At 66.8% G+C, this 23746-nt stretch carries 26 protein-coding genes and 4 tRNA genes; 5 read left to right on the forward strand and 25 right to left on the reverse strand.

Annotated elements, in window-relative coordinates; all coding sequences use genetic code 11:
• Positions 1-3: 3 nt before the first annotated feature.
• The 4 genes from I1A62_RS16605 to rplJ form a co-directional block, all read right to left on the reverse strand.
• Positions 4-798: an ABC transporter permease gene (locus I1A62_RS16605; protein ID WP_005252107.1), complete on the reverse strand. Its 795-nt coding sequence runs from the start codon at positions 796-798 to the stop codon at positions 4-6.
• A 9-nt stretch (positions 799-807) separates the two neighbouring features.
• Entirely contained in the window at positions 808-1902 is a 1095-nt protein-coding gene (locus I1A62_RS16610; protein WP_308340765.1) for an ABC transporter ATP-binding protein, read from the reverse strand.
• A 303-nt stretch (positions 1903-2205) separates the two neighbouring features.
• Positions 2206-2592, reverse strand: a complete 387-nt coding sequence (gene rplL / locus I1A62_RS16615) for a 50S ribosomal protein L7/L12 (RefSeq protein ID WP_005252104.1) — start codon at positions 2590-2592, stop codon at positions 2206-2208.
• A 78-nt stretch (positions 2593-2670) separates the two neighbouring features.
• Positions 2671-3231, reverse strand: a complete 561-nt coding sequence (gene rplJ, locus I1A62_RS16620; RefSeq protein ID WP_005252102.1) for a 50S ribosomal protein L10 — start codon at positions 3229-3231, stop codon at positions 2671-2673.
• A gap of 463 nt (positions 3232-3694) precedes the next feature.
• Between rplJ and I1A62_RS16625 the strand changes: the two genes are divergently transcribed.
• On the forward strand, positions 3695-5314 hold the full coding sequence (locus I1A62_RS16625; protein WP_219459207.1) for an MFS transporter: 1620 nt from the start codon (positions 3695-3697) through the stop codon (positions 5312-5314).
• Positions 5315-5380: 66 nt separating this feature from the next.
• On the opposite strand, the gene rplA is transcribed toward I1A62_RS16625, so the two are convergent.
• The 11 genes from rplA to I1A62_RS16680 form a co-directional block, all read right to left on the reverse strand.
• A complete protein-coding gene (gene rplA / locus I1A62_RS16630) occupies positions 5381-6097 on the reverse strand; it encodes a 50S ribosomal protein L1 (protein ID WP_087561603.1) in 717 nt (238 codons plus the stop codon).
• A 155-nt stretch (positions 6098-6252) separates the two neighbouring features.
• Positions 6253-6687: a 50S ribosomal protein L11 gene (rplK, locus tag I1A62_RS16635; protein ID WP_005252095.1), complete on the reverse strand. Its 435-nt coding sequence runs from the start codon at positions 6685-6687 to the stop codon at positions 6253-6255.
• A gap of 59 nt (positions 6688-6746) precedes the next feature.
• Positions 6747-7631 (reverse strand): transcription termination/antitermination protein NusG, encoded by an 885-nt coding sequence (gene nusG, locus I1A62_RS16640; RefSeq protein WP_124395070.1) that lies wholly within the window; start codon positions 7629-7631, stop codon positions 6747-6749.
• 58 nt (positions 7632-7689) lie between these two features.
• A complete protein-coding gene (gene secE / locus I1A62_RS16645; RefSeq protein ID WP_192582063.1) occupies positions 7690-8142 on the reverse strand; it encodes a preprotein translocase subunit SecE in 453 nt (150 codons plus the stop codon).
• A gap of 31 nt (positions 8143-8173) precedes the next feature.
• Positions 8174-8246 (reverse strand) — tRNA-Trp (locus I1A62_RS16650).
• 184 nt (positions 8247-8430) lie between these two features.
• Positions 8431-8856, reverse strand: a complete 426-nt coding sequence (gene hadB, locus I1A62_RS16655) for a (3R)-hydroxyacyl-ACP dehydratase subunit HadB (RefSeq protein WP_005252091.1) — start codon at positions 8854-8856, stop codon at positions 8431-8433.
• The gene (gene hadA / locus I1A62_RS16660) at positions 8843-9406 is read right to left on the reverse strand and encodes a (3R)-hydroxyacyl-ACP dehydratase subunit HadA (protein WP_043824409.1); all 564 of its coding nucleotides are present in this window, start codon (positions 9404-9406) and stop codon (positions 8843-8845) included. The genes hadB and hadA overlap by 14 nt, the downstream gene beginning before the upstream one ends.
• Before the next feature lie 88 nt (positions 9407-9494).
• Positions 9495-9662 (reverse strand): 50S ribosomal protein L33, encoded by a 168-nt coding sequence (rpmG, locus tag I1A62_RS16665; protein WP_005252089.1) that lies wholly within the window; start codon positions 9660-9662, stop codon positions 9495-9497.
• Between the two features lie 61 nt (positions 9663-9723).
• Positions 9724-9796 (reverse strand) — tRNA-Met (locus I1A62_RS16670).
• A 45-nt stretch (positions 9797-9841) separates the two neighbouring features.
• Positions 9842-9914, reverse strand: a tRNA-Thr gene (locus I1A62_RS16675).
• Between the two features lie 215 nt (positions 9915-10129).
• Positions 10130-10212: transfer RNA gene (locus I1A62_RS16680), tRNA-Tyr, on the reverse strand.
• A gap of 199 nt (positions 10213-10411) precedes the next feature.
• Between I1A62_RS16680 and I1A62_RS16685 the strand changes: the two genes are divergently transcribed.
• Positions 10412-10903 carry a YajQ family cyclic di-GMP-binding protein gene (locus I1A62_RS16685; protein ID WP_007298080.1) on the forward strand — a complete coding sequence of 164 codons (492 nt, stop codon included), beginning with the start codon at positions 10412-10414 and terminating at the stop codon, positions 10901-10903.
• Positions 10904-10970: 67 nt separating this feature from the next.
• Here I1A62_RS16685 and htpX read toward each other — a convergent pair whose 3' ends face one another.
• Together htpX and I1A62_RS16695 are read right to left on the reverse strand one after the other, a co-directional pair.
• The gene (htpX, locus tag I1A62_RS16690; RefSeq protein WP_072940014.1) at positions 10971-11831 is read right to left on the reverse strand and encodes a zinc metalloprotease HtpX; all 861 of its coding nucleotides are present in this window, start codon (positions 11829-11831) and stop codon (positions 10971-10973) included.
• Between the two features lie 143 nt (positions 11832-11974).
• Entirely contained in the window at positions 11975-13030 is a 1056-nt protein-coding gene (locus tag I1A62_RS16695; protein ID WP_124395073.1) for a polyprenyl synthetase family protein, read from the reverse strand.
• A 129-nt stretch (positions 13031-13159) separates the two neighbouring features.
• Here I1A62_RS16695 and I1A62_RS16700 point away from each other — a divergent pair, with 129 nt between their 5' ends.
• On the forward strand, positions 13160-14422 hold the full coding sequence (locus I1A62_RS16700) for a geranylgeranyl reductase family protein (protein WP_219459208.1): 1263 nt from the start codon (positions 13160-13162) through the stop codon (positions 14420-14422).
• 3 nt (positions 14423-14425) lie between these two features.
• Here I1A62_RS16700 and I1A62_RS16705 read toward each other — a convergent pair whose 3' ends face one another.
• From I1A62_RS16705 to menD, 5 genes are all read right to left on the reverse strand, one after another.
• Entirely contained in the window at positions 14426-15124 is a 699-nt protein-coding gene (locus I1A62_RS16705) for a demethylmenaquinone methyltransferase (protein WP_219459209.1), read from the reverse strand.
• Positions 15125-15186: 62 nt separating this feature from the next.
• Positions 15187-16563, reverse strand: coding sequence for an NAD-dependent succinate-semialdehyde dehydrogenase (locus I1A62_RS16710; protein WP_124395076.1), 1377 nt, complete (start codon positions 16561-16563; stop codon positions 15187-15189).
• Between the two features lie 56 nt (positions 16564-16619).
• Entirely contained in the window at positions 16620-17765 is a 1146-nt protein-coding gene (locus I1A62_RS16715; protein WP_219459210.1) for a glycosyltransferase family 1 protein, read from the reverse strand.
• A gap of 72 nt (positions 17766-17837) precedes the next feature.
• On the reverse strand, positions 17838-18278 hold the full coding sequence (locus I1A62_RS16720) for a DUF3592 domain-containing protein (RefSeq protein WP_124395077.1): 441 nt from the start codon (positions 18276-18278) through the stop codon (positions 17838-17840).
• Entirely contained in the window at positions 18275-19900 is a 1626-nt protein-coding gene (gene menD, locus I1A62_RS16725) for a 2-succinyl-5-enolpyruvyl-6-hydroxy-3-cyclohexene-1-carboxylic-acid synthase (RefSeq protein WP_124395078.1), read from the reverse strand. The genes I1A62_RS16720 and menD overlap by 4 nt, the downstream gene beginning before the upstream one ends.
• Positions 19901-19993: 93 nt before the next feature.
• Between menD and I1A62_RS16730 the strand changes: the two genes are divergently transcribed.
• The gene (locus tag I1A62_RS16730; RefSeq protein WP_124395079.1) at positions 19994-20590 is read left to right on the forward strand and encodes a flavin reductase family protein; all 597 of its coding nucleotides are present in this window, start codon (positions 19994-19996) and stop codon (positions 20588-20590) included.
• A gap of 60 nt (positions 20591-20650) precedes the next feature.
• Positions 20651-21478, forward strand: coding sequence for a siderophore-interacting protein (locus tag I1A62_RS16735; RefSeq protein ID WP_124395080.1), 828 nt, complete (start codon positions 20651-20653; stop codon positions 21476-21478).
• A gap of 54 nt (positions 21479-21532) precedes the next feature.
• Here I1A62_RS16735 and I1A62_RS16740 read toward each other — a convergent pair whose 3' ends face one another.
• Genes I1A62_RS16740 through I1A62_RS16750 form a run of 3 tightly spaced genes read right to left on the reverse strand, consistent with a single transcriptional unit; the run spans position 21533 to position 23683 of the window.
• Positions 21533-21979, reverse strand: a complete 447-nt coding sequence (locus I1A62_RS16740; RefSeq protein ID WP_072939989.1) for a hypothetical protein — start codon at positions 21977-21979, stop codon at positions 21533-21535.
• Positions 21980-22024: 45 nt separating this feature from the next.
• Positions 22025-23026: an o-succinylbenzoate synthase gene (locus tag I1A62_RS16745; protein WP_219459211.1), complete on the reverse strand. Its 1002-nt coding sequence runs from the start codon at positions 23024-23026 to the stop codon at positions 22025-22027.
• A 3-nt stretch (positions 23027-23029) separates the two neighbouring features.
• The gene (locus I1A62_RS16750) at positions 23030-23683 is read right to left on the reverse strand and encodes a PaaI family thioesterase (RefSeq protein WP_124395083.1); all 654 of its coding nucleotides are present in this window, start codon (positions 23681-23683) and stop codon (positions 23030-23032) included.
• Between the last annotated feature and the right edge of the window lie 63 nt (positions 23684-23746).

Raw genomic sequence — 23746 nt, forward strand, 5'->3', positions numbered from 1 at the left:
GGGTCACGATCCCTTCGCCGGAACGATCTGGAGGTACACCATGGTCAGGATCAGGTTCGCGAAGAACAACAGCAGGAACGTGATCACCACCGATTGGTTCACCGCGTCACCGACGCCCTTGGGTCCACCCTTCGGATGGAGCCCCTTGTACGCGGCGATGACACCGGCGATGACACCGAAGACGGCCGCCTTGAGCTCGCCGACCCAGATGTCGGGAAGCTGCGCGAAGGCCGAGAACGATGCCAGGTACGCACCGGGATTACCCCCTTGGAGAATGACGTTGAAGAAGTAGCCACCCGCGATGCCGACGACGGACACCAGGCCGTTGAGCAGGATCGCGACGAGCACCATGGCGAGCACCCGGGGCACGACGAGTCGCTGAATCGGGTTGATGCCGAGCACTTCCATGGCGTCGATCTCTTCGCGGATCGTCCGCGCACCGAGATCCGCCGTTACAGCCGAGCCCGCAGCTCCGGCCACCAGTAGTGCCGTCACCAGCGGGGAACCCTGCTGGATGACGGCGAGCACGCTGGCCGCTCCCGTGAACGACTCTGCACCGAGCTGTTTGATGAGCGATCCGGTCTGCAGTGACACCACTGCGCCGAACGGAATCGCGACCATGGCCGTGGGCAGGATCGTGACGCTGGCGATGAACCAGGCCTGTTCGATGAACTCGCGGAACTGGAACGGCCGTTTGAACGTGTTTCGTGCGACGTCGACGAAGAGCTCGACGATGTTTCCGGCCTGCGTCAGCGCACCGTTGACCGGCCGCAAGACCGAGCTGCGGGTAACCCCCATCCGATATGCCTACCCTTGCCCGTGAGTGGTGTTTTCGTATCCTTCGCCCCGGTATGCGGGGATGACCTGTGTGTCTTCCTGGCTGTATGCGTAGTCGTAACCGCCGCCGCCGTTTCCGCCGGAGGTCTCGTCGAGGCTTTCCTGGATCGCGATCTGGGCGTTCTCCGGCAACGTGTGCATGATGTGCCGGACCCGTTCCTGCCGGCGGGCCACGGCCTGCCGGAACGGCATCCCCGGCGTCGCCTTCATCTGCGGAACAATCCCCTCGACATCGTCGACACCACCGGCATGATGCCCCGCATCGACCATCGCCTGCTCCTGCGCCATCTGCGCCTCGTCCTTCTCCTCCGACATCCCGATCGGACCGATCATCGTGCCGTTCAGGAACTGCTTGACCACCGGCTCCTCGCTGGTCAGCAACACTTCCCGCGGACCGAACATCACCAGATGCCGGCGGAACAACATCCCGATGTTGTCCGGCACCGTCCGCGCCAGATTGATGTTGTGCGACACGATCAGAATCGTCGCATCGATCTCCGCATTGATGTCGATCAACGTCTGCGAAATGTAAGTGGTGCGCACCGGATCCAGACCCGAGTCCGGCTCGTCGACCAGAATGATCTGCGGATCCAGCACCAACGCCCGCGCCAGCCCCGCACGCTTACGCATACCACCGGAGATCTCCCCGGGCAGCTTGTCCTCGGCCCCGAGCAGACCGACCAGTTCCATCTTCTCCATCACGATCTTGCGGATCTCGGACTCGGACTTCTTGGTGTGCTCGCGCAACGGGAACGCCACGTTGTCGAACAGGTTCATCGACCCGAACAACGCACCGTCCTGGAACAGCACCCCGAACAACTTCCGGATCTCGTACAGCTCCTTCGACGAGCACTCCAGAATGTTGGTGCCGTCGATCACGATCGACCCCTGCTCCGGACGGAGCAGACCGATCAGCGACTTCAAGAAAACAGACTTACCCGTGCCCGACGGGCCCAGCAACGCACTGACCTCACCGGCCGGAAGGGTCAACGTGACGTCCTGCCAGATCCTCTGCGAGCCGAACGACTTGGTCAGTCCCTCGACGGCTACCTCGACTCCCACCATTACCTCCGCGACCGTTCGATGCACTCACCCCGTGTGGGTTGCGTCACTCTATCGCATCGACGTGTTACCTGTGACAAGGGATGCTACTCATGAGTAAGGAAGCATGCCAACAGCGGGTCCCACTATGCAAAACAACGTGCCTGAACTGGGATAACGGTAGCGAAATTTCTGGTCGCGCGTCCAGCTTTCGGCCAGGAATCTCGACACTCCGAAGCCGCCCGCGGACGCAAAAAGAGGGCCACTCCCCACGGATGGGGAGTGGCCCTCTTCGTCTGCTCAGTGAGCAGCGCGGGTGAGACCGTCTTACTTGACGGTGATCTTCGCGCCGGCAGCCTCGAGCTTCTCCTTGGCGGCGTCGGCCGCGTCCTTGGCAACCTTCTCCAGGATGGCCTTCGGAGCACCCTCGACGAGGTCCTTGGCTTCCTTCAGGCCGAGGCCGGAAACGACCTCACGGACGACCTTGATGACCTGGATCTTCTTGTCGCCGGCCGACTCGAGAACGACGTCGAACTCGTCCTGCTCCTCAGCAGCCTCGGCGGCAGCCGGTGCTCCGCCTGCAGCGGCAACGGCGACCGGGGCAGCGGCGGTGACCTCGAAGGTCTCCTCGAATGCCTTCACGAACTCCGAGAGCTCGAGGAGGGTGAGCTCCTTGAACTGGTCCAACAACTCTTCGGTGCTGAGCTTCGCCATTGTGGCGGTCCTTCCTGTAAGTCCCATGTCGCTGATCCGCGACCGGGCTGGGTTATAGCAGTGATGCGCGGGTGCGGATCAGCTTTCGGCTGCAGCCTCGGCGGGAGCTTCGGCAGCTCCGCCTTCTGCGGCCTTCTTTTCCTGCAGAGCAGCGGCCAGACGGGCCACCTGCGAAGCAGGAGCGTTGAACAGGCCTGCGGCCTTTGCCAAGTTGCCCTTCATCGCGCCGGCAAGCTTGGCCAACAGGATCTCGCGGGACTCGAGGTCCGCGATCTTGTTGACCTCGTCCACGGACAGCGCAGCGCCGTCCATGTAGCCGCCCTTGATGATGAGCGCCTTGTTGTCCTTAGCGAAGTTCTTCAGAGCCTTCGCAGCATCGACGGGCTCGCCCTTGATGAATGCAATGGCGGTCGGACCGACGAAAAGGTCATCAAGGCCCTCGACGCCCGCCTCAGCAGCGGCACGCTTGACCAGGGTGTTCTTGGCGACGGAGTAGGTGGCACCTTCTCCGAGAGCGCGTCGCAGTGTCGTGATGTTGCCCACCGTCAGACCACGGTATTCCGTGATCACAGCAGCGGTCGAACCCTTGAACTGCTCGGTGATCTCCGCAACTGCGGAAACCTTCTCAGGCTTTGCCATACTTCGCCTCCTCTCATGACAGTCGTTATCCCACTTCGGAACCGCTGCGCACCGCCGGGTATCCCGGAGCACACAATCCACGACATGCAAAACGCCCCGGTGCAGGGCACACGGGGCGTGAAAGGAAGCCATTCGGCCAGGGCGCGAGCCCACGACCGAAACGCATCCCCCTACCTCGTCCTCCTGCGTGGGCCGCCGGACATTCCCGGACTTTCAATCACACCCTCGCGGGAGCGATCACCAACGGTCTTGGGTAGAACATGATTTGGGGTGAAGCTCGAATAGTGCATCGAACTCCGCAGGACAGATTACGGCATGTCCTGCTCAACCGCCAAATCGTAGCCCAACCCGCACCGGGCGACATGACCTGCATCACTTCGAGGATGGCGGTGTGGCCCATCCGACCGAAGTTGCGGCCAATTATCTGTTACGTCACGTAACAGGTATGCGCTAGCGTTTTCTCATGACAATCCTCGAAGCCCGGGCCGTCGTGCCCGGGTCCCGGACGCGCCGCTTCCTCGCGCTCGCCGTGATCTGCCTGGCCGAACTGCTGGTCGTGCTCGACAACACCATCGTCAACGTCGCTCTCCCCTCGATCGGCGTCGAACTCCGCACCAGCGTCAGCGGCCTGCAATGGGTCGTCGACGCCTACACACTGACGTTCGCCGGGCTGCTCCTGGCGTTCGGCAACCTCGGCGACCGCTACGGGCGTCGACGCGTCATGGTCATCGGCCTGATCGGCGTCGCCGTCATGTCGATCGCCGGCGCCAACGCCGAGAGCCTGGGCCAGGTCATCGCGGCCCGCGCCGCGATGGGTGTCTTCGCCGCCGCCGTCTTCCCCGCGACCCTCGCCCTCGTCATCAACATCTTCACCGACGTGCGGGAACGAGCGCTGGCCATCGCCGCCTGGACCGCGATGGCCGGCTTCGCGATCGCCATCGGCCCGATGGCCGGGGGGTGGCTGCTCGAGCACTTCAGCTGGCACTCCGTCTTCTGGATCAATGTGCCGATCGCCGTAGCCGCGGCGATTGCAACGCTCGTGCTGGTGCCTGAATCGCGTGCCTCCGTCATCGGGCGCATGGACCTCCTCGGCATCGCCGCCTCGATCACCGGCATCACCCTCCTCGTGTGGGCCATCATCGAAGCCCCACACCACGGGTGGACGTCGACCGTCACCGTCGGCGCCGTCGCACTCTCGATCGTGGTACTGACCGGATTCGTCTTCTGGGAGTTGCGCACCGACTACCCCATCCTCGACCTACGGCTGTTCCGCAACCGACGATTCTCCCTGCCCGCCCTCGCGATCGCCATCGGGTACTTCTCGATGTTCGGCTTCCTGTTCCTCATCACGCAGTACTTCCAGGGTGTCCGCGAGTACACGCCGTTCGAGTTCGGTGTCGCGTCGCTGCCGTTCGCGGTGTCGGTGGCGGTCGGCGCCCCTGTCGCCACACTGCTGGCGCAGCGGGTCGGGACGACCCCGGTGATCGTGTTCGGTCTCCTCCTCACCGGGGTCGGCCTGTATCTCGGTGGTCAGGTCGCCGTCGACAGCAGTTACCTGACGGATGTACTCCCGTCGATGGTGTCGATGGCGCTGGGCCTGGCCATCGTGCAGGGGCCGGCGACCGAGTCGATCATGGCGTCACTCCCCCTCGACGAGGCCGGAGCGGGGTCGGCAGTGAACGACACGACCAGGGAAATCGGCGGAACGCTCGGGGTCGCCGTGCTCGGCTCGATCGTCGCGTCGTACTACGCGACGACGATGAGTCCGCTGCTCGACCGCATTCCGGCGGCATTGATGAACGACGACGAGAAGGGCTTCGCCCGCGCCACAGTCCTGAGTGTGCTCGAGATCCGCAAGCGGGAGATCCCGCCGTTCCTCGAGCAGCAGCGTGAGAATCTCATCCTCACCATGAAGACGACGGTCCTGCAGGGTTCGCACACCGCGTCGCTCGTCGCGGCAGGCGCCGTGGTGGTCTGCGCGGTCGTCGTCGCGATCTTCATGCCCTGGGCGCCGGCCCACACGGATTCCGTGATGCTGGCGTGGCGCAAGAAGACCGAACCGGGCACCGTCGACGAGGACTGAACCCGGAAAAAGCAGTTCGGCCGGTACGGAAGATTTCCGTACCGGCCGAACTGTGTGTAGCGAGACTTACGCGTCGGCTTCCTCGAGAAGGTTGCGGGTGCGGTTCGGGTCCACCGGGATGCCCGGGCCGGTGGTGGTCGAAACGGTGACCTTCTTGACGTAGCGGCCCTTCGCGGAGGACGGCTTCGCACGCAGGATCTCGTCCAGCGCGGCGCCGTAGTTCTCCACCAGCTTGGCGTCGTCGAACGACGCCTTGCCGATCACGAAGTGCAGGTTGGCCTGCTTGTCGACGCGGAAGTTGATCTTTCCGCCCTTGATGTCCGCGACGGCCTTCGTGACGTCAGCCGTCACGGTGCCGGTCTTCGGGTTCGGCATCAGGCCACGCGGTCCGAGGACGCGGGCGATGCGGCCGACCTTGGCCATCTGATCGGGAGTCGCGATGGCGGCGTCGAAATCGAGCCATCCACCCTGGATCCGCTCGATGAGGTCCTCGGCGCCGACGGCGTCGGCTCCAGCTGCCTCGGCCTCGGCGGCCTTCTCTCCGACTGCGAACACGATGACGCGGGCGGTCTTACCGGTGCCGTGCGGCAGGTTGACCGTGCCACGGACCATCTGGTCCGCCTTGCGGGGGTCGACGCCCAGACGAACTGCAACCTCGACGGTCGCGTCCATCTTGCTCGACGACGTCTCCTTCGCCAGCTTCGCAGCCTGCAGCGGGCTGTACAGCTTGTCGAAGTCGATCTTCTCAGCGGCGGCGAGATACGCCTTGCTGCGCTTTGCCATTTCTTCTGTCCTAACTTCTCACCGCAGTGTGTGTCTCGTCTGCGGTGGTGAATGGTTCAGTAGTGGTCTGGGCCTGGCCGGCCCTCCCACGCTTTCTTCGACGGCGGTGCCGTCAATCGATCACGACGGCGGTGCCGTCAATCGATCTTTCTGACTCAGCCGTCGACCGTGATACCCATCGAGCGTGCGGTGCCGGCGATGATCTTCGCGGCCTGCTCGATGTCGTTCGCGTTGAGGTCTTCCTGCTTGGTCTTCGCGATTTCGCGCACCTGATCCATGGTCACGGAAGCGACCTTGGTCTTGTGCGGCTCGCCGGAGCCCTTCTGCACGCCTGCAGCCTTGAGCAGCAGCTTGGCAGCCGGAGGGGTCTTCAGCTTGAAATCGAAGGTCCGGTCTTCGTAGACCGAGATCTCGACCGGCACCACGTTGCCGCGCTGGGACTCAGTCGCCGCATTGTAGGCCTTGCAGAACTCCATGATGTTCACGCCGTGCTGACCAAGCGCGGGACCCACGGGCGGTGCAGGGTTAGCCTGACCGGCCTGGATCTGAAGCTTGATGAGCCCTGCGAGCTTCTTCTTCTTGGGGGGCATCTCGATTTCCTAATTCTTGCTCGGTGTGTTTCTTGCTACTGCAGTGCAAGTATGTGGCGCTAGATCTTCGCGACCTGCGTGAAGGACAACTCGACCGGGGTCTCGCGACCGAAGATCGAGACCAGGACCTTGAGCTTTTGCTGTTCGGCGTTGACCTCGCTGATGCTGGCGGGCAGCGTGGCGAACGGGCCGTCCATGACGGTGACCGACTCGCCGACCTCGAAGTCGACCTCGATGAGCGGCTTCGCGAAGCTTTCTCCGCCGGTCTCGCCGGCCGCAACGGTTGCCGCGGCAGCCTGCTTCTTCTGCTCCTGCTGCGGGAGCAGGAACTTGATCACCTCGTTGAGGGTCAGCGGGGACGGACGCGACGTCGCACCGACGAACCCGGTGACGCCGGGCGTGTTGCGCACGGCTCCCCAGGACTCGTCGTTGAGTTCCATGCGGACCAGGATGTAGCCGGGCAGAACCTTGCGGTTGACCTGCTTGCGCTGTCCGTTCTTGATCTCGGTGACCTCTTCGGTGGGAACTTCCACCTGGAAGATGTAGTCGCCGACGTCGAGGTTCTGGACACGGGTCTCGAGGTTGGCCTTGACCTTGTTCTCGTAGCCCGCGTAGGAGTGGATGACGTACCAGTCACCGGGCGCGCGACGCAGAGCGGCCTTGAGTTCCGCAACGGGATCCTCGGGCTCTTCAGCGGCAACAGCCTCTTCGGCGGTCACGGCCTCTTCGTCGTCGACAGCCTCTTCGGCAGCATCAGCCTCTTCGGCAGGCGCCTCGTCCTCGATGATCTCGTCGGCCGGGGCGTCGTCGGCGACATCGTCACCGAAGATTCCCGCGGCTTCGGTGCCCTCGTCGGCAGCCTCGACATCCACTTCGGCTGCCGCCTCGGCAGAAACACGCTCTTCGGCCAAGGCCTCATTCGTGTCGTTCTCGGGGGTGCTCACTGGGGCACTCGCTTCCTCTCGTCACTCACATACTTCGGATCCACCGGGGCGGATTCCGTCAACCGAACAACCAGGTGACGCCTTTGATGACCGCCAGATCCAACACGCCGATGAACGTCACCATGAAGACCACGAATGCCAGGACGACGCTGGTGTAGGTGATCATCTGCTTGCGATTGGGCCAGATGACCTTGCGCAGCTCGGCGATGACCTCGCGGAAGAACCGGCGCAGGCGCTTGAAGATGTTTTCCTTGCGCGGCTTGTCGGCGCGATCCTTCTTCGCCGGCTTGACCTTGGTGGTCGTGTCCGGCTTCGACTGTTCCGGTGCCTTCACGGAACTCGCGGCGATCTCGGTGCCTGCCGGAGAGCGACGGCCCTGGCGCTTACCGCTGGGCTTTCCCGAGGGAGTGGCGGAACGCGTGGTGGTGGCGTCGGCCGCGGTGTCGTCGGCACCGTCCGGGCGCGTGGACCCTGAAGTGTCGCCGTCGCGCTTGGCGCGCTCCTCGCTCACGTCGTTCCTCTCAGTCGCTGGCATCCGGGGGCAGGGGCGACAGGACTTGAACCTGCAACCTGCGGTTTTGGAGACCGCTGCTCTGCCAGTTGAGCTACGCCCCTTTGGTCGGGAGACCTGGTCCGAATCTAGCCTCGGACCAATTCTTGACCGACCTCTCTGTGATTACATGACACGCGCGCCACCCTTGCCGGCCGTACAGCACCGTAGGGCAGCGCGCAGCGCTGAGTAATCCCAGAAATCTCAGTGTACTTCAAAGCCCCGGAACAAACCCAATCCACCCGGCTGTCAGGCCAGACGGACCGTTGCGGTGGCGCGACCGAAGATCTTCTTTCCCTCGGAGCGCGCCACGATCGCGACTACTGCTGTCTTGCTTTCCTCGTCTAGCGACTTCACCTTACCGGTGTACTCGACCTGCGCGGCCTCGTCCTCACGGACGTAGACCGAGCTCGTGAAACGAACGTTGTATTCCTTGACCGCACCCGGATCGCCGAGCCACGACGTGACGAAACCGCCGCCGAGACCCATGGTGAGCATTCCGTGCGCGATCACGTTGTCCAGACCGGCGAGCTTGACGACCTCGTCGCTCCAGTGGATCGGGTTCGGATCGCCGGACACGCCCGCGTAGTTGACCAGGTCGCCACGCGTGAGCTTCACGATGCGCTCGGGGAGTTCCTCACCCACCGAGACGTCCTCGAACTTACGAAGCGCCATGCATGATCACGTCCTTGACTGCGTGAGCGATGTTCTCGTCGACCTCGCCACCGGTACGCGCGACGAGCGTCGTCCACGTGGTCTGGACGAGTTCGTCGTACTGATCGGTGACGATGTTCTTGGTGACGATGATGTCGCTGCCACCCATCTGACGGAACGACTCCAGGTAGACGTCGCAGACCAGCCGGTCGCCGACCTTGATCGGCTTGTGGAACTCGAGCCGCTGGTCGGTCTGGAGGATCTGACTCGGGTCGTAGCCGGTGACGATCTCCTTGAAGAGGCGTCCCTGGGCGATGATGCCGACGAGCGAGATGAACGTCAGAGGGGCGAGGAGACCGTCGTAGCCGAGGCCCTTGGCGGCTTCCTCGTCGTGGTGAGCGGGGTGCCAGTCCTGCACGGCACGCGCGTACTCGCGCACCTTCTCGCGTCCGACCTCGTAGAAGTCGTCGACGCGGTAGTGGTGCCCGACCATCGCCAGTGCGTGCGCGGCAGGATCAGCAGGAACAGCCGCGGGCACGTATGCCTCTGTCTCTGTCACAGTGTCAGTCACGCGAAAGAACCTCTTCTACCCTTGACGTCAGCGCGTGAGGGCAGCCTAGAGGACTCCCTTCGCGAACGCAGTCCTTGTCCGGACCGTGTTACTTGGACTCGCGATGCGACTGGTGAGTTCCGCAGTTCGGGCAGAACTTCTTGATCTCCAGGCGATCGGGGTCGTTACGCCGATTCTTCTTGGTGATGTAGTTGCGGTGCTTGCATACCTCGCAGGCCAAAGTGATCTTGGGCCGAACGTCAGTCGAGGAGGCCACGGGATGCCTTCTTTCGGGTGAATCTGATTACGAACAATCAGGGTGGATCATGCATATTGTGTAGCGGTGACCGGACTTGAACCGGCGACGCAACGATTATGAGTCGTTTGCTCTACCAACTGAGCTACACCGCCTCGGTGTCGAGTGTCGCGCACCAGGCGCTCCACTTCAATCCAGCGAGCCCCCTAACGGAATCGAACCGTTGACCTTTTCCTTACCATGGAAACGCTCTGCCGACTGAGCTAAGGGGGCGTGCTTCGCTCGCACATCGCTGCGCGCTGAAGCCTTGACGAGATTACACAGAAGTCCCGACCAGAAACAAATTGGCTGGTCAGCGGCTTTCGTGCGCCGCTGCACCCGACACTACGCGTCTCCGGCCCGCTCCGGGCCCGGTCGGCAGACCCGGCCCGGCCTCTCCCACGAACGACAGAACCCCGGTGAGCTGTCGCTCACCGGGGTTCTGTGTGTGGCAGATGTAGGATTCGAACCTACGTAGGCATAAGCCGACGGATTTACAGTCCGCTCCCATTGGCCGCTCGGGCAATCTGCCGGGGTTGCACGAGGAGCGCGAAATCTGTGGGAAATCGCTCTCCGCTGCGGAAAGAAGAATACAACGAACGGCCCCCCGTTTTGCAAACCGGGTGGATACGGGCGGTTGCGAACCGATAGCGTCGAATCTGCTCGCCGGTATTCGGCGGGCCCCCGACCGGGTCGCGGCGGGGAGAACCAGACGAAACCGGGAGTGTGAAGTGGCTGATTCGTCCTTCGATGTGGTGAGCAAGGTCGAGCGTCAAGAGGTGGACAACGCCCTGCATCAGGCCGGCAAAGAACTGTCGACCCGGTTCGACTTCCGGAACACGGGAGCATCGATCGAATGGTCCGGCGAGGAAACCATCACCCTGACGGCCGACACGGAGGAGCGACTGCTCGCCGCTCTGGACGTCTTCAAGGAGAAGCTGATCCGTCGTGACATCTCCCTGAAGGCGTTCGACGCGGGCGAGCCGGCGCAGTCCGGAAAGATCTACAAGCTGTCCGGCAGCCTCGTCCAGGGCATCACCACGGAGAACGCCAAGAAGATCACCAAGAAGATCCGCGACGAGGGCCCCAAGGGCGTCAAGGCGCAGATCCAGGGTGACGAGCTGCGCGTGAGCAGCAAGAAGCGCGACGACCTGCAAGCCGTCATCTCCCTGCTGAAGGGTGAGGACTTCGGGATCGCGCTGCAGTTCGTGAACTACCGGTAGCGCTGCGCGCCCGTGAGTGGTTGACGAGTGCAGGGACTCGTCAACCACTCACGGGCGGCGAAGCCGCCTATCTGCCTGCCATGCGCTCGAGGCGCTCGATCCGCTCGGCCATCGGCGGGTGGGTGGAGAACATCCGGCTCATCTTCTCGCCGGTGCGGAACGGGTTGGCGATCATCAGGTGCGACTGCGCGGCGAGCTGAGGCTCGGGCGGCAACGGCGCGGCCTGAGTGCCACGTTCCAGTTTTCGTAGCGCCGACGCGAGCGCCAGGGGGTCGCCGGTGAGTTCGGCGCCCGACTGGTCTGCCTGGAACTCCCGGGACCGCGACACCGCGAGCTTGACGACGGTCGCGGCGATGGGCCCCAGCAACGACACCAGGAGCAGCGCGATCGGGTTCGCGCCCTGTCCCCCGCCGCGTCCGCCGAACATGTTGGCGAACATGGCGAAGTTCGCGAGTCCCGACACGACGGCCGCCATCGCGCCCGCGACCGACGAGATCAGGATGTCGCGGTTGTAGACGTGCGACAGCTCGTGCCCGAGCACGGCCCGGAGCTCCCGCTCGTCGAGGATCTGCAGGATGCCGCTGGTGCAGCAGACCGCCGCGTGGCGGGGGCTGCGCCCGGTGGCGAACGCGTTGGGCGCGCTGGTGGGGCTGATGTAGAGCCGCGGCATCGGCTGGTGCGCGGTGGTCGCCAGTTCCCGGACGATGCGGTAGATGACCGGCGCCTGCACCTCGGTGATCGGCTGGGCGTGCATGGCCTTGAGCGCCATCTTGTCGCTGTTGAAGAACACGTACGCATTCATGCCGACTGCGAACACGATGGCCAGCAGCAGGATGGTCGGGTTGCGGAACAGGGCACCGATGAACACGATCAGCGCCGACATGCCGACCAACAGAACCAGAGTCTTCGCCCCGTTTGCGTAGCGCACGTCACGCCTTCCTTGTCGTTGTCACCCGATCACGGTCGTCCGAGTTTCGAGATCTTGATCATTCAACGAAACACGGTGGCGGGACGGTTCCCGTTCGGCGAACGAGATCGGGTGAAGACGAGTCCGGATACTGACGATACGGCTCAGCCGACGCGCTCGATCGTGTAATCGACGAGCTTCACGAGGGCGTCGTTGGCGGGGCCCTGCGGCAATTCCGCGAGCTGGGCACGGGCCTGCACCGCGAACTCCTCGAGCTTCGCCTTGGCGGCGGCCATGCCGGGTGAGCGTTCGAGGAGCGCGAGCGCCTCCGCGACGTCGTCGTCGTCCGTGACCGGACCGTCGAGGAGCACGCGCAGGCGGTCGGCCTCGGGACCCTCGTCGCGCAGCGCGTACAGGACGGGCAGCGTGTGCACGCCCTCACGCAGGTCGGTTCCGGGGGTCTTGCCGGACTGCGCGGAGACCGAGGAGATGTCGATGATGTCGTCGGAGATCTGGAAGGCGGTGCCCACGGCGTCACCGAGCCGTTCGAGCCGCTTCACGTGATCGGCGTCCGCACCGGAGAACGTGCCGCCGAAGCGCCCGCACGCCGCAATCAGCGAACCGGTCTTCTCCCAGACCACCTTGAGATAGTGCTCGACCGGATCCTGCTCGTTGCGGAGCCCGATCGTCTCGCGCATCTGGCCGGTCACGAGTTCGGCGAATGTCTCGGCGATGATGCGCACCGCCTCGGGGCCGAGGGTCGACACGAGACGCGACGCGTGGGCGAACAGGTAGTCGCCGGCGAGGATGGCGACGCTGTTGCCCCACCGCGAGTTCGCGCTGGGCGCACCGCGGCGCATCGAGGCCTCGTCCATCACGTCGTCGTGGTAAAGCGTGGCGAGGTGGACCAGTTCGACGACGGTGGCCGCCGTGACCACCGACGGGTCGGAGGCCTTCGGTCCGAGCTGGGCGGTGAGCACCGTGAAGAGGGGGCGGAAACGCTTGCCGCCCGCCTTCGCGAGATGCAACGCCGCCTCCGTCAGGAAATCCTCCCCGTCGGAGAGTTCACTGACCAGCAGTTCCTCGACTTGCTTCAGTCCTTCACGGACCGTGGCGGCGAGCTGCGGGTCGCCGAGATCGATCCCGGCGACCGTAGTGCCCACTACAGCGTCGGCAGCGGTGTGTGCTGCGCCCTCGGTGCTCACGTTCTCAGTACCCATTCCTGTCGTCAGTGACGGCTCGGCTCCGCGCCGTCGGTGGCGGCTCGGCTACCACGGTAGTGAACCTAGCGGTTCCGCCGCCCGTCGGCCTCGCCGCGGTCGTGTAGCGAAGCCTGACAGGATGTAGGCGTGGTCGCAGCAGAACAGTCGCCCGCGGGATCCCCGCTTCCCACCGCCACCGACGTCCTCGTCATCGGTGCTGGTCCGGCCGGGTCCTCGGCCGCCGCCTGGGCGGCGCGTGCGGGGCGTGACGTGGTCCTCGCCGACGCGGCGGTGTTTCCCCGCGACAAGACGTGTGGCGACGGACTCACCCCCCGAGCCGTCGCCGAGCTCGATCATCTCGGCCTCGGCGACTGGGTGCGATCGAAGGGCACCAATCGCGGGCTCAGGCTCAGCGGGTTCGGGCAGGAACTCGAACTCGAGTGGCCCGGCAGGTCGTTCCCGGCCGTCGGCAGCGCCGTGGCCCGCACAGAGCTGGACGACCGGATCCGCGCGACCGCCGTCGATGCCGGCGCCGTCATGGTGCAGGGCGCCAAGGCGACCGGCGTCGAACGCAGCGGCGACCGGGTGACGGCGGTGACCCTGAAGACGTCCGACGGCACCCACACCGTCGGCTGCCGGACGCTGATCGTCGCCGACGGCGTCCGCTCCACGCTCGGCAAGCAGCTGGGGCGCGAATGGCACCGGGACACGGCATACGGTGTGGCCGCCCGCGCCTACATCGCCACCGACCGCAGCGCCGACCCGTGGATCACGTCCCACCTCGAACTGCGAGACGCCGCCGGGACGCTGCAGTCGGGCTACGGCTGGGTGTTCCCCCTCGGCACCGGCGAGGTGAACATCGGCGTCGGCACCCTGGCCACCGCCAAACGTCCGGCCCCCGGCGCGCTGCGCCCCCTCCTGGACCTGTACACGGCGCAGCGCCGCGACGAGTGGAACTGGGACGGGGAACTGCGGGCCGTCGCGTCGGCGTTGCTGCCGATGGGCGGTGCGGTGTCGCACATCGCGGGCCGGAACTGGGCGATCATCGGCGACGCGGCGGCGTGTGTGAATCCGCTGAACGGCGAGGGCATCGACTACGGGCTCGAAGGCGGGCGCCTCGTCGCGGAGATCCTCGACGCCGACGACCTGACGCAGCTGTGGCCGTCGATCCTGCGGGAGCGGTACGGCCGGGCGTTCTCCGTGGCACGGCGCCTCGCCGGTCTGCTGACCGTGCCGCGGGTCCTGCCCGCGTCGGGCCCGGTGGCGATGCGCTCCCGCGCGCTGATGACCGTCGCAGTGCGTGTCATGGGCAACCTCGTCACCGAGGAGGACAGCGACCTCACCGCCCGCGCGTGGCGGGCGTCCGGCCTGGTGTCGCAGAAGGTCGACTCGCGACCGCTGTTCGGCTGACGGTCAGCGGATGGCGCGGTGCAGGGCGACCACACCGCCGGTGAGGTTGCGCCACTGCACGTTTCGCCACCCGGCCGCCTCGATGCGCAGCGCGAGTTCCTGCTGGGTGGGCCAGGCGCGGATGGACTCGGCGAGGTACACGTAGGCGTCGGGGTTACTGCTGACGGCGCGCGCGACCCGCGGCAGCGCCTTCATCAGGTACTCCATGTAGACCGTGCGGAACGGCCCGAACACCGGCGTCGAGAACTCGCTCACGACGAGGCGCCCACCGGGCTTGGTGACCCGTGCGATCTCGCGGAGACCGGCGTCGAAGTCGGAGACGTTGCGCAGCCCGAAGGAGATGGTGGCGGCGTCGAACACGGCGTCGGCGTAGGGCAGGTGCATCGCGTCGCCCGCGACCATCGGCACCCGGCGGCCGCTGCCTGCCTGCAGCATCCCCTTGGAGAAATCGGTGGCCACACACCAGGCGCCCGACCGTCCGAGTTCGACGGTCGACACGCCGGTCCCGGCGGCGAGGTCGAGGACCCGCTCCCCCGGCTTCAGGGCGAGAGCCGACCGCGTCGCCTTGCGCCAACTGCGATCCTGGCCGAACGACAGGATCGTGTTGGTGAGGTCGTAGCGCTTCGCGACGCCGTCGAACATCGACGCGACCTCGTGCGGATCCTTTTCGAGCGACGCCCGCGAACCGTGTGTAGTTGCCACGCCCGAAACGCTACCAACCGTGCCCGGCGCCGGCGTCGGCGCCGGGCACGGTGGCGAGGCGGTCACTTCTTCGAGACGCGGACCAGCTTCTTGTTGACGAACTCGTCCATCCCCCACGGACCGAGTTCACGGCCGACGCCGGAGCGTTTGACGCCGCCGAACGGCAACCCGGGGAGCGTCGTCCCGTGTTCGTTGACGTACGCCATCCCGACGTCGAGTCGGTCGGCGACCTCGCGGGCCCCGTCGAGGTCGGTGCTCCACACCGAACCGCTGAGACCGTAGGCGGAAGAGTTGGCGAGTTCGACGGCCTCGTCGGCGGTCGCGACCTTGTAGACGACGCCGACCGGCCCGAACAGTTCCTCGCTGTACGCGCGCATCTCGGGAGTCACGTCGACGAGCAGCGTCGGTTCGACGTAGGAGCCGGGGCCGTCGATCTTCTTGCCGCCCGCGAGGAGCGTCGCGCCCTTGGCGACGGCGTCCTCGATCTGCTCGATCAGGGAATCCGCGGCGGTCTGCGAGGACAGCGGCCCGAGAACGGTCTTGGCGTCGAGCGGATCGCCCGTCGGTGTGGCCTTGAACGACTCGGCGAGCTTCGCGACGAACTCGTCGTAGTTCGGTTCCGTCACGATGAAGCGCTTCGGCGAGTTGCAGGCCTGGCCGGCATTGGACAGGCGGGCCCGGGTCGCCGTCTTGACGGTGGCGTCCATGTCCTCGGTGTCGAGGACGACGAATACGTCGGAGCCACCGAGTTCGAGGACGACCTTCTTGAGGTTGCGGCCCGCCGTCTCGGCGACGCTGATCCCGGCCCGTTCACTGCCGGTGAGGGAGACGCCCTGGACGCGGGGATCCGCGATCATGTCGGCGATCTGCTCGTTGGTGGCGAACACGTTGACGTACGCGTCCTCCGGGAGGCCGGCCTGCCGGAAGATCTCCTCCATGAGCAGCGCCGACTGCGGACAGTTCGGGGCGTGCTTGAGCAGCACGGTGTTGCCGAGCACGAGGTTCGGTGCCGCGAAGCGGGCGACCTGGTAGTACGGGTAGTTCCACGGCATCACGCCGACGAGCGCACCGATCGGCCTGCGGTAGACGACGGATTCGTCGGCGCCGGGCACGTCGAGTCGTTCCGCCTCCAGCAGTGCGGGGCCGTTGTCGGCGTAGTAGCGGTAGATCGCCGAGGACAGCTTGACCTCGCCTTTGGCCTCCCGCACGGGCTTGCCCATCTCGAGGGCGATCATCCGCGCCAGTTCGTCCTCGCGCTCGGCGTAGAGGTCCGCGGTGCGGCCCAGAATCCGGGCTCGTTCCTCGGCGGGGGTCGTCCGCCAGCTCAGGTATCCGCTGTGGGCGCGTGCGAGCGCCGACTCCACTCCTGCATCGTCCAAGGTCTCGAATTCCCGGACGGTTTCACCGGTCGCGGGATTGACAGTCTTGTACTTCGCCATACCCCGGGCAACGACGAGCCGGTCCCTCGAATTCCCCGCCGAAGTCGATCCGCCGGTCAGGCGGCCTTGGTTTCGCGAAAGCCCTGACCGCCGGCGACCGCCGCGTAGTGGCCCAGCAACTCGTCGCAGATCGCGGGCCACGTGCGGTGCAGCACCGACTGCCGGGCGGCCTCCCCGAAGCGGGCCCGCATGCGACGGTCCCGCAGCGCGTCGACGGCGCTCGGCAGCAGTTCGCCGAACCGGTCGACCGGAAGCAGGTAGCCGTTGCGGCAGTGCGCGACCAGATCGCGGGGTCCGCCGGCGTCCGGTCCGATGACCGGCACCCCGCTGGACAGCGCCTCCTGCACCGCCTGGCAGAACGTCTCGTGCTCGCCCGGGTGGACGAAGACGTCCAGGCTCGCGTACGCCTCGGCGAGTTCCACACCGCCGAGTTGGCCGGTGAATACGGCGTCGGGCATCAACCGCTGCAACCGGCTCCGCTCGGGACCGTCGCCGACGATCACCAGCCGCACCCGCTGATCGCCCGCCAGCGCGGCGAGCCGCTCGACGTGCTTCTCGGGCGCGAGCCTGCCCACGAAACCGATGACCAGCCGGTCGGAGCCGCCCAGCCAGGAGTCGCGCAGGCCGGTGCTGCGGCGGGACGGCGCGAATCGAGTGGTCTCCACCCCGCGCGCCCAGCGGTGGACCCTCGGAATCCGCTGCTCGGCGAGGGCCTCGACCGCCGACGTGGACGGGGCGAGGGTGCGCGTGCAACTCCGGTGGATGCGACGCGTCCATGCCCACGCTGCCCGGCTGGTGATGCCGAGACCGTAGCTTTCGGCGAACCCCGCCACGTCGGTCTGGTACACCGCGACCGTGGGGACGTCGAGCCGGTGCGCGGCACCGAGACCGCCCGCCCCGAGGAGGAACGGCGACGCCAGATGCACGACGTCGGGGTCGAACGCCCGCAGGGCGGCGGTGAGTCCGGGTTGCGGCAGACCCACCGGGAGCGAACTGACCTTCGGAACCATCACCGCGGGCACCCGGTGGACGGGCACACCGTCGTGTTCGGCCGGCGCGGGCGCCTGCGAACCGACCGTGTCCGGGGCGACGACCATCGCCTGGTGTCCGGTGTGCTGCAGATGGTCGAGAACCCGCAGCACCGAGTTGGTCACACCGTTCATGTTGGGAAGAAACGATTCCGCGACGATGGCTACTCTCACGCACTCAGCGTGGCAGTGCTCGTGGTCACAGCAGCGAGATCGACGTGACTGTCGCGCGAAGTTCCGGGAAATTCAGGATGACACTGCCGGCGCGGATTCCGCCGAGATCTCCCGTCGCCGGAGATACCAGAGCACCGGTCCCGCGATCAGCCACGTCACCACGATCAGCGAGCCGGCGGGGATCACGGCCACGCTGGCGTCACGCCCGGACACCCGCACCAGATCGGGGTCGCTGCGCGCGTACTCGACGTCGATCCGCTGACCCACCGTGAGGTTGGTCGGATACAGCACACCGAGTTCGGGGTTGTGCGTCACGCCGTCGGGGGTGACGAAGCTGATGGCCGACCGCAGCGACCCGGCCGACAGCACCTCCGCCGTGGCCGCGCCGCGGTCGGATTCGATCGTGTGGTCGTTGCGCCAGGCTGCGAGGACGAGGAGGACGGCCAGGATCGAGATGCCGATCGCCGCCACCAGCACCCCGCGCCGGACCCGCCGTGTCACCCGCGCATTCACAATTGTGCCCGCACCGCGGCGTGCAACTCGCGCAGCCCGGAACGTTCGGTGGTCACCTCGAGCACCCGGATTCCGCGGTCGCCGGGCGCGTCGGGCGCGCTCAGCCGCGTCGAGAGTTCACCCAGACCCACCAGGTGATGCTCCACCCGGTAGGCGGCGCAGAGTGCGGCGAGATCCATCCCGTGCGGGGTGCCGAAGACCCGCTCGAACACCCCGGCGTACTGGGGATCGCCCTGTTCGAGCAATTCGAAGATGCCGCCCCCGTCGTCGTTGGCGACGACGATCGTCAGGTCCCGGGGCCGCGGTTCGCCCGAGCCGATGAGCAGCCCGGACGCGTCGTGCAGGAACGTGAGGTCGCCGAGCAGGGCCACCGTGCGCCCCTCCTCGTAGGCGAGCGCCGCCCCGACGGCGGCGGACACGGTGCCGTCGATGCCGGCGACGCCCCGGTTGGACAGCACCCGGACCTTCGGCGCCGGATAGCTGACCAGTGCCGCGTCCCGGACGGGGTTGGACGCGCCGAGCAGCAACTGGTCGCCGTCGATCAGGGCGTCCATGACGGCGGCCGCCACGTGGAGGCCCGTCGCCTTCGGGTGTGCGGCGAGTTGCTCGCGCACCGCCTTATCGGTGTGTTCGGACAGCGTGCGGCACCGGTTGATCCAGACCCGGTCGGGTTCACCGGTCACCACGGCGCGGGTTCCGGTGGCCAGCACGTTCCCGGACACGTCGGGCCAGCGGGGGCCGGTGGTGAGCGCGTAGACGGCCACCGCCGGATCGGCGAGGACCTTCGACACGGACCGGTGGAGGGTGGGGCGTCCGGTGATGACGGCCTGCCGCGGCTTGAGCTGCGGCAGCGCCATCGGATGCACCGGGATGCCGTGCAGGGGCGCGGTCGGCTCGGCGACCGTCGGAAGTCCGGCGAGTTCCGGTCGCAGCGCCGATCCGTGCCCGGAGATCACGATGGTGTCAGCGGTGATGTCGAGGTCCATCGCCACGTCCAGCGTCGCGTGCTGGGTGGTGGTCCACGCCGCCCCACCCGGACGTCCCTGCGGGACCGGGCCCTGCGCGTGCACGTCGGGGACGAGCGGTTCCCGGAGCGGGATGTCGAAGTGCACGGGTCCGGCGTTGCCCGACCTCGTGCCGCGCGCGGCGGCGAGGACCCGGCAGACCGCCGACCGCCACTGACTGTTCTGCGCTGCGTCGTCCTCGGCCAGGCCGAGGCTGATGGTCGCGCGCACCTGGCTGCCGAACAGGCCGAGTTGTTCGATGGTCTGGTTGGCGCCGGTGCCGAGCATCTCGTACGGGCGGTTGGCGCTGAGCACCACGAGCGGCACCCGGGCGTAGTTCGCCTCGAGGACGGCGGGACCGAGATTGGCGACCGCTGTGCCGGACGTCATGACGATCGGGACGGGACGCTTGCCTGCCACGGCCAGGCCGAGTGCGAGGAATCCCGCGGTGCGCTCGTCGATGCGCATGTGCAGCCGCAGTCGGCCCTCGAGGTCGGCGGCCTGCAGGGCGAATGCCAGCGGCGCATTCCGCGAACCCGGGCAGAGCACGACCTCGCGTACTCCCCCGCGGACCAGTTCGTCGACGACCGCGGTGGCTTGAGCAGTGGACGGGTTCACGCCATCAAGAGTGTCAGATCCTCCGGCACCCCCGTCCGGCGACCTGGCCGGGTGAGTTCACGGCCACATCCCGGGCGCTGACACCATGTGGACATGCGCACTGTCTTCGATCCCGCCGAGCTTCCTCCACGCCGCATCTACCAGGTGCTGACCGCCTCGGTGGTGCCGCGACCGATCGCGTGGGTGTCCACGGTCTCCGCGGACGGGGTGGCCAACCTGGCCCCGTACAGCTTCTTCTCGGTGTCCAGCACGCAGCCGCCGGTGGTGCAGTTCACGTCCGTCACCCGCAAGGACAGCCTCCGGAACATCGAGGCGACGGGTGAGTTCGTGATCAACCTGGCGACGGAGCTCCTGGTGGCGGCCGTCAACGCCAGCTCCGCCACCTACGACAGCGACGTCGACGAGTTCGCCGCGCTCGGCATCGAGACCGAGCCCAGCGAGCGGGTCCGGCCGGTCCGGGTCGCGGGTTCGCCGGTCGCCATCGAATGCACCCTGCACGGGGTGACCCCGGTCGGTGACTCGTTCGTGGTGATGGGCGACGTCGTCACGATCGCGGTGCGTTCCGAGGCGCTCGCCGACGACGGGCTGCCGGACTTCGCCGAACTCGCTCCGCTCAGCCGCCTCGGCCGTAACGAGTGGGGTCTGCCGCCGAAGGTCGTGATGCTGGACCGCCCGCACCGCCCCGAATAACCACTCAATTGGTTAGGCTTACCTGATAACCAGACCGCAACCGGGGGAGCTACCACCGACATGGCCCAGCGCAGCAAGTTCGTCAAACCTCGGAGTCGCCGGATCGCGTCCGCACGAGTGGTCGCAGGCAAGCAGATCAGCCCGAACTTCGTCCGCGTCACCATCGCGGGTGAGGAACTCGACTCCGTCAGCCCCATGGGCTTCGACCAGTGGTTCCGGATGTTCATCCCCCAGCAGGGACAGAGCACGCTGCGGCTTCCGACCAGTGCGAGCAACCTCTGGTACGCCCAGTACAAGCTGATGTCCAAGGACACCCGGCCGGTGGTGCGCAACTACACGGTCCGCGAACTCCGCGTCGCAGGGTCGGGAACGTTCGGCGACACCACCGAGATCGACATCGACTTCGCCTCGCACGGCGACCTCGGTCCCGCGTCGGCGTGGGCGAACGCGGCCGCAGCCGGTGACGAGGTGGCGATCCTCGACGAGGGCCTGATCTACAACCCGACTCCGGACGCCGAGTGGCAACTGCTCGTCGGTGACGAGAGCGCGCTTCCCGCGATCGTCGGGATCCTGCGCTCGGCGCCGCAGGACCTGCGGGCCGAGGTGTTCGTCGAGATCCCCGATGCCGAAGACGCTCAGGACGTTTCGGTGGGTGACGGCGTGAACGTGCACTGGCTCGTCCGCGAGGACGCCGACGCCCGCCCGGGGGTGCTCGCACTGAACACGGTGAAGCAGGCGGAATTGCCCGCCGGGCCCTCCTACACGTTCGTCGCAGGCGAGAGCGAGCTGACGACGGCGCTGCGGCGCCACCTCGTGAACGAGCGCCACATCCCGAAGTCGAACATCTCGTTCACCGGGTACTGGCGCCACGGTCACGCGGCCAACTGACCACAGGTGAGTGGCGAAGTGTGCCGGGGCACGCTTTGCCACTCACCTGGGTTCTCAGTTGGCGTGCTTCTGGACGAGGGCGCCCAGACGCGGAAGTGCCTCGATCACATTCTTCTTCGCCGACGGGCGCAGCGACGAGTACACCTTCTTGACAGCGCCGCGGTCGCTGCCCTCGATGCGCTCGTCGGTCACACCGAGCAGCGAGTCCGCGACCTCGTCGCTGCGCGCGACCAGGTACTCGGAGAATCCGGCCTCACCGCTGGCGGTGAACGACTGCCAGTACGGCTCGAGCTTGGTGACGAACGCCGGCAGCAGACCCTCGATGGCGTCCGGCACGATCGACGGTCCCACCTTCTTGACGGCGCCGTATCCACCCTTGAGTGCCAGTCCCGAGGCCCCCGACTTGTCCGAAACCTCCGCGTCGATGAGAGCCTGGACGTCTGCGACGACCGCAGGAACGCGCGACTCGTCGAGCAGGGTTTCGTTCAGAGCTGCAACCACTTTCAATGCCTCCGTATTGACTGAGCGATCAGGTCCGGCCAGACACTATACGAAAAACCGACCGCCGCGTTGTTCGAGCAGGCCATGGCACCGGCGTGCCCGCTCGATCCACCAGCGCGAACGCTCCTCCGACGCCGCGAGAGCCGTGACACGGTCGGCGTCGGGTGCCACCGCTTCGACGGCGAGTTCGCCGTCGACCGGTTCGCGGGAGCGGACCACGTCCGCCTCGAACAGTCCCCCGGTCCCCAGACCGCACGCGAACTGCAATTCAGGCAGGGCCGCGGCGGCGGCGACACCAGCAGCGATGCCGACGGCGGTGTCCAGGGCGCTCGACACGACCACCGGCACACCGTGCGAGGACAACTCGTCGGCCAGCGACAGCAGTCGCCGCATCCCGCCGAGCGGGGCGACCTTCACGACGGCCACGTCCGCGCCGCCTGCCCGCACGACCTTCAGCGGATCCTCGGCCCGCCGGATGCTCTCGTCGGCGGCCACCCGCACGCCGGGCATCCGCCTGCGGACCTCCACCAGCTCGGGCACGCTCGCGCACGGTTGCTCGGCGTATTCGAGCGGACCGTCGGCGGTCAGTGCCCGCAGCGCGGCCTCGGCCTCGTCGACCGACCAGCCGCCGTTGGCGTCGACGCGCACGTTCGGGACGAGCGCGCGGACCGCCCGCACCCGCGCGACGTCGTCGTCGAGGGTCTGACCGCCCTCGGCCACTTTCACTTTCGCGGTCCGTGCGCCGGGGTACCGCGCGAGCACGTCGGGCACCCGGTCTGCGTCGACGGCGGGGACGGTCGCGTTGATCGGCACCCGCGTCCGCACCGCGGGCGGTGGTCCGAGCCAGGCGTCCTCGATCGCCGACTGCAACCAGTGCGCTGCCTCGTCGTCCGCGTATTCGGGAAACGGTGCGAACTCGCCCCATCCCGCGGGACCGCGCAGCAGCAACACTTCTCGCGTCGTGATGCCGCGGAACCGCACGCGCATGGGCAGACTCACCACGACCGCGTCGGCCAGAACCTCCCCGAGGGAGGGCAGGGACGTCACGGGTCAGGGCTGCCCGGGCAGGAGCACCAGCATGAGCGCCTCGCATTCGGCGAGGAGCGTCTCACCGTGTGTCATCCGGGCGGTGATGTACGTCTTGCGCCCGTCGACGCGGTCCACCTTCCCTTCGATGGCGAGCGTGGTGTTCAGCGGTGTGATCGCGCGGTAGTCGACGTGCAGGTACGCGGTGCGGCTGATGGGCCGGCCGTACGCGTGGACGATCATGCCCATCAGGTCGTCGAACAGCAGCGGCAGCGTGCCGCCGTGCGCGGCGCCGTTCCCACCGAGGTGGTAGCGGCGGAACATGCCGGTACTCCGCACCCCGTCCGGCCCGAACTTCTCGATGTTCCACGGCGGCAGGAGGAGACTTCCCCGGCCCGGCAATTCGATCGTGCGGCCCGCAGGCGACCGCCCCTCGGGCGCGACGTGCGGCCCGAGCAGTTCGGCCAGCTTCTCCACCTGGTCCGCAGCTGCGGCGAGCACGCCGTCCGGGGCGTTCACGGACACCGCGAGGTCCTGCAACGTGCGCATTCCGTCGACGAACCGGGCCCAGTCCGGACCGGGCGTCACCGGCTCGTACTTGGGGAACCCGCCATGGTGCTCGTACTCGTCGTCGCCGTCGCGGTCGAGACGGGTGACGTCCGCAGCCTGTTCGCTCATACCTGCACGGTAAACCCGGGCAAACTGCTGCGCGCGCGGACACCCGCCAACGGCACCCGATAA

The sequence above is a fragment of the Rhodococcus sp. USK10 genome, assembly GCF_019378875.1.
Taxonomy (GTDB): domain Bacteria; phylum Actinomycetota; class Actinomycetes; order Mycobacteriales; family Mycobacteriaceae; genus Rhodococcus_F; species Rhodococcus_F pseudokoreensis.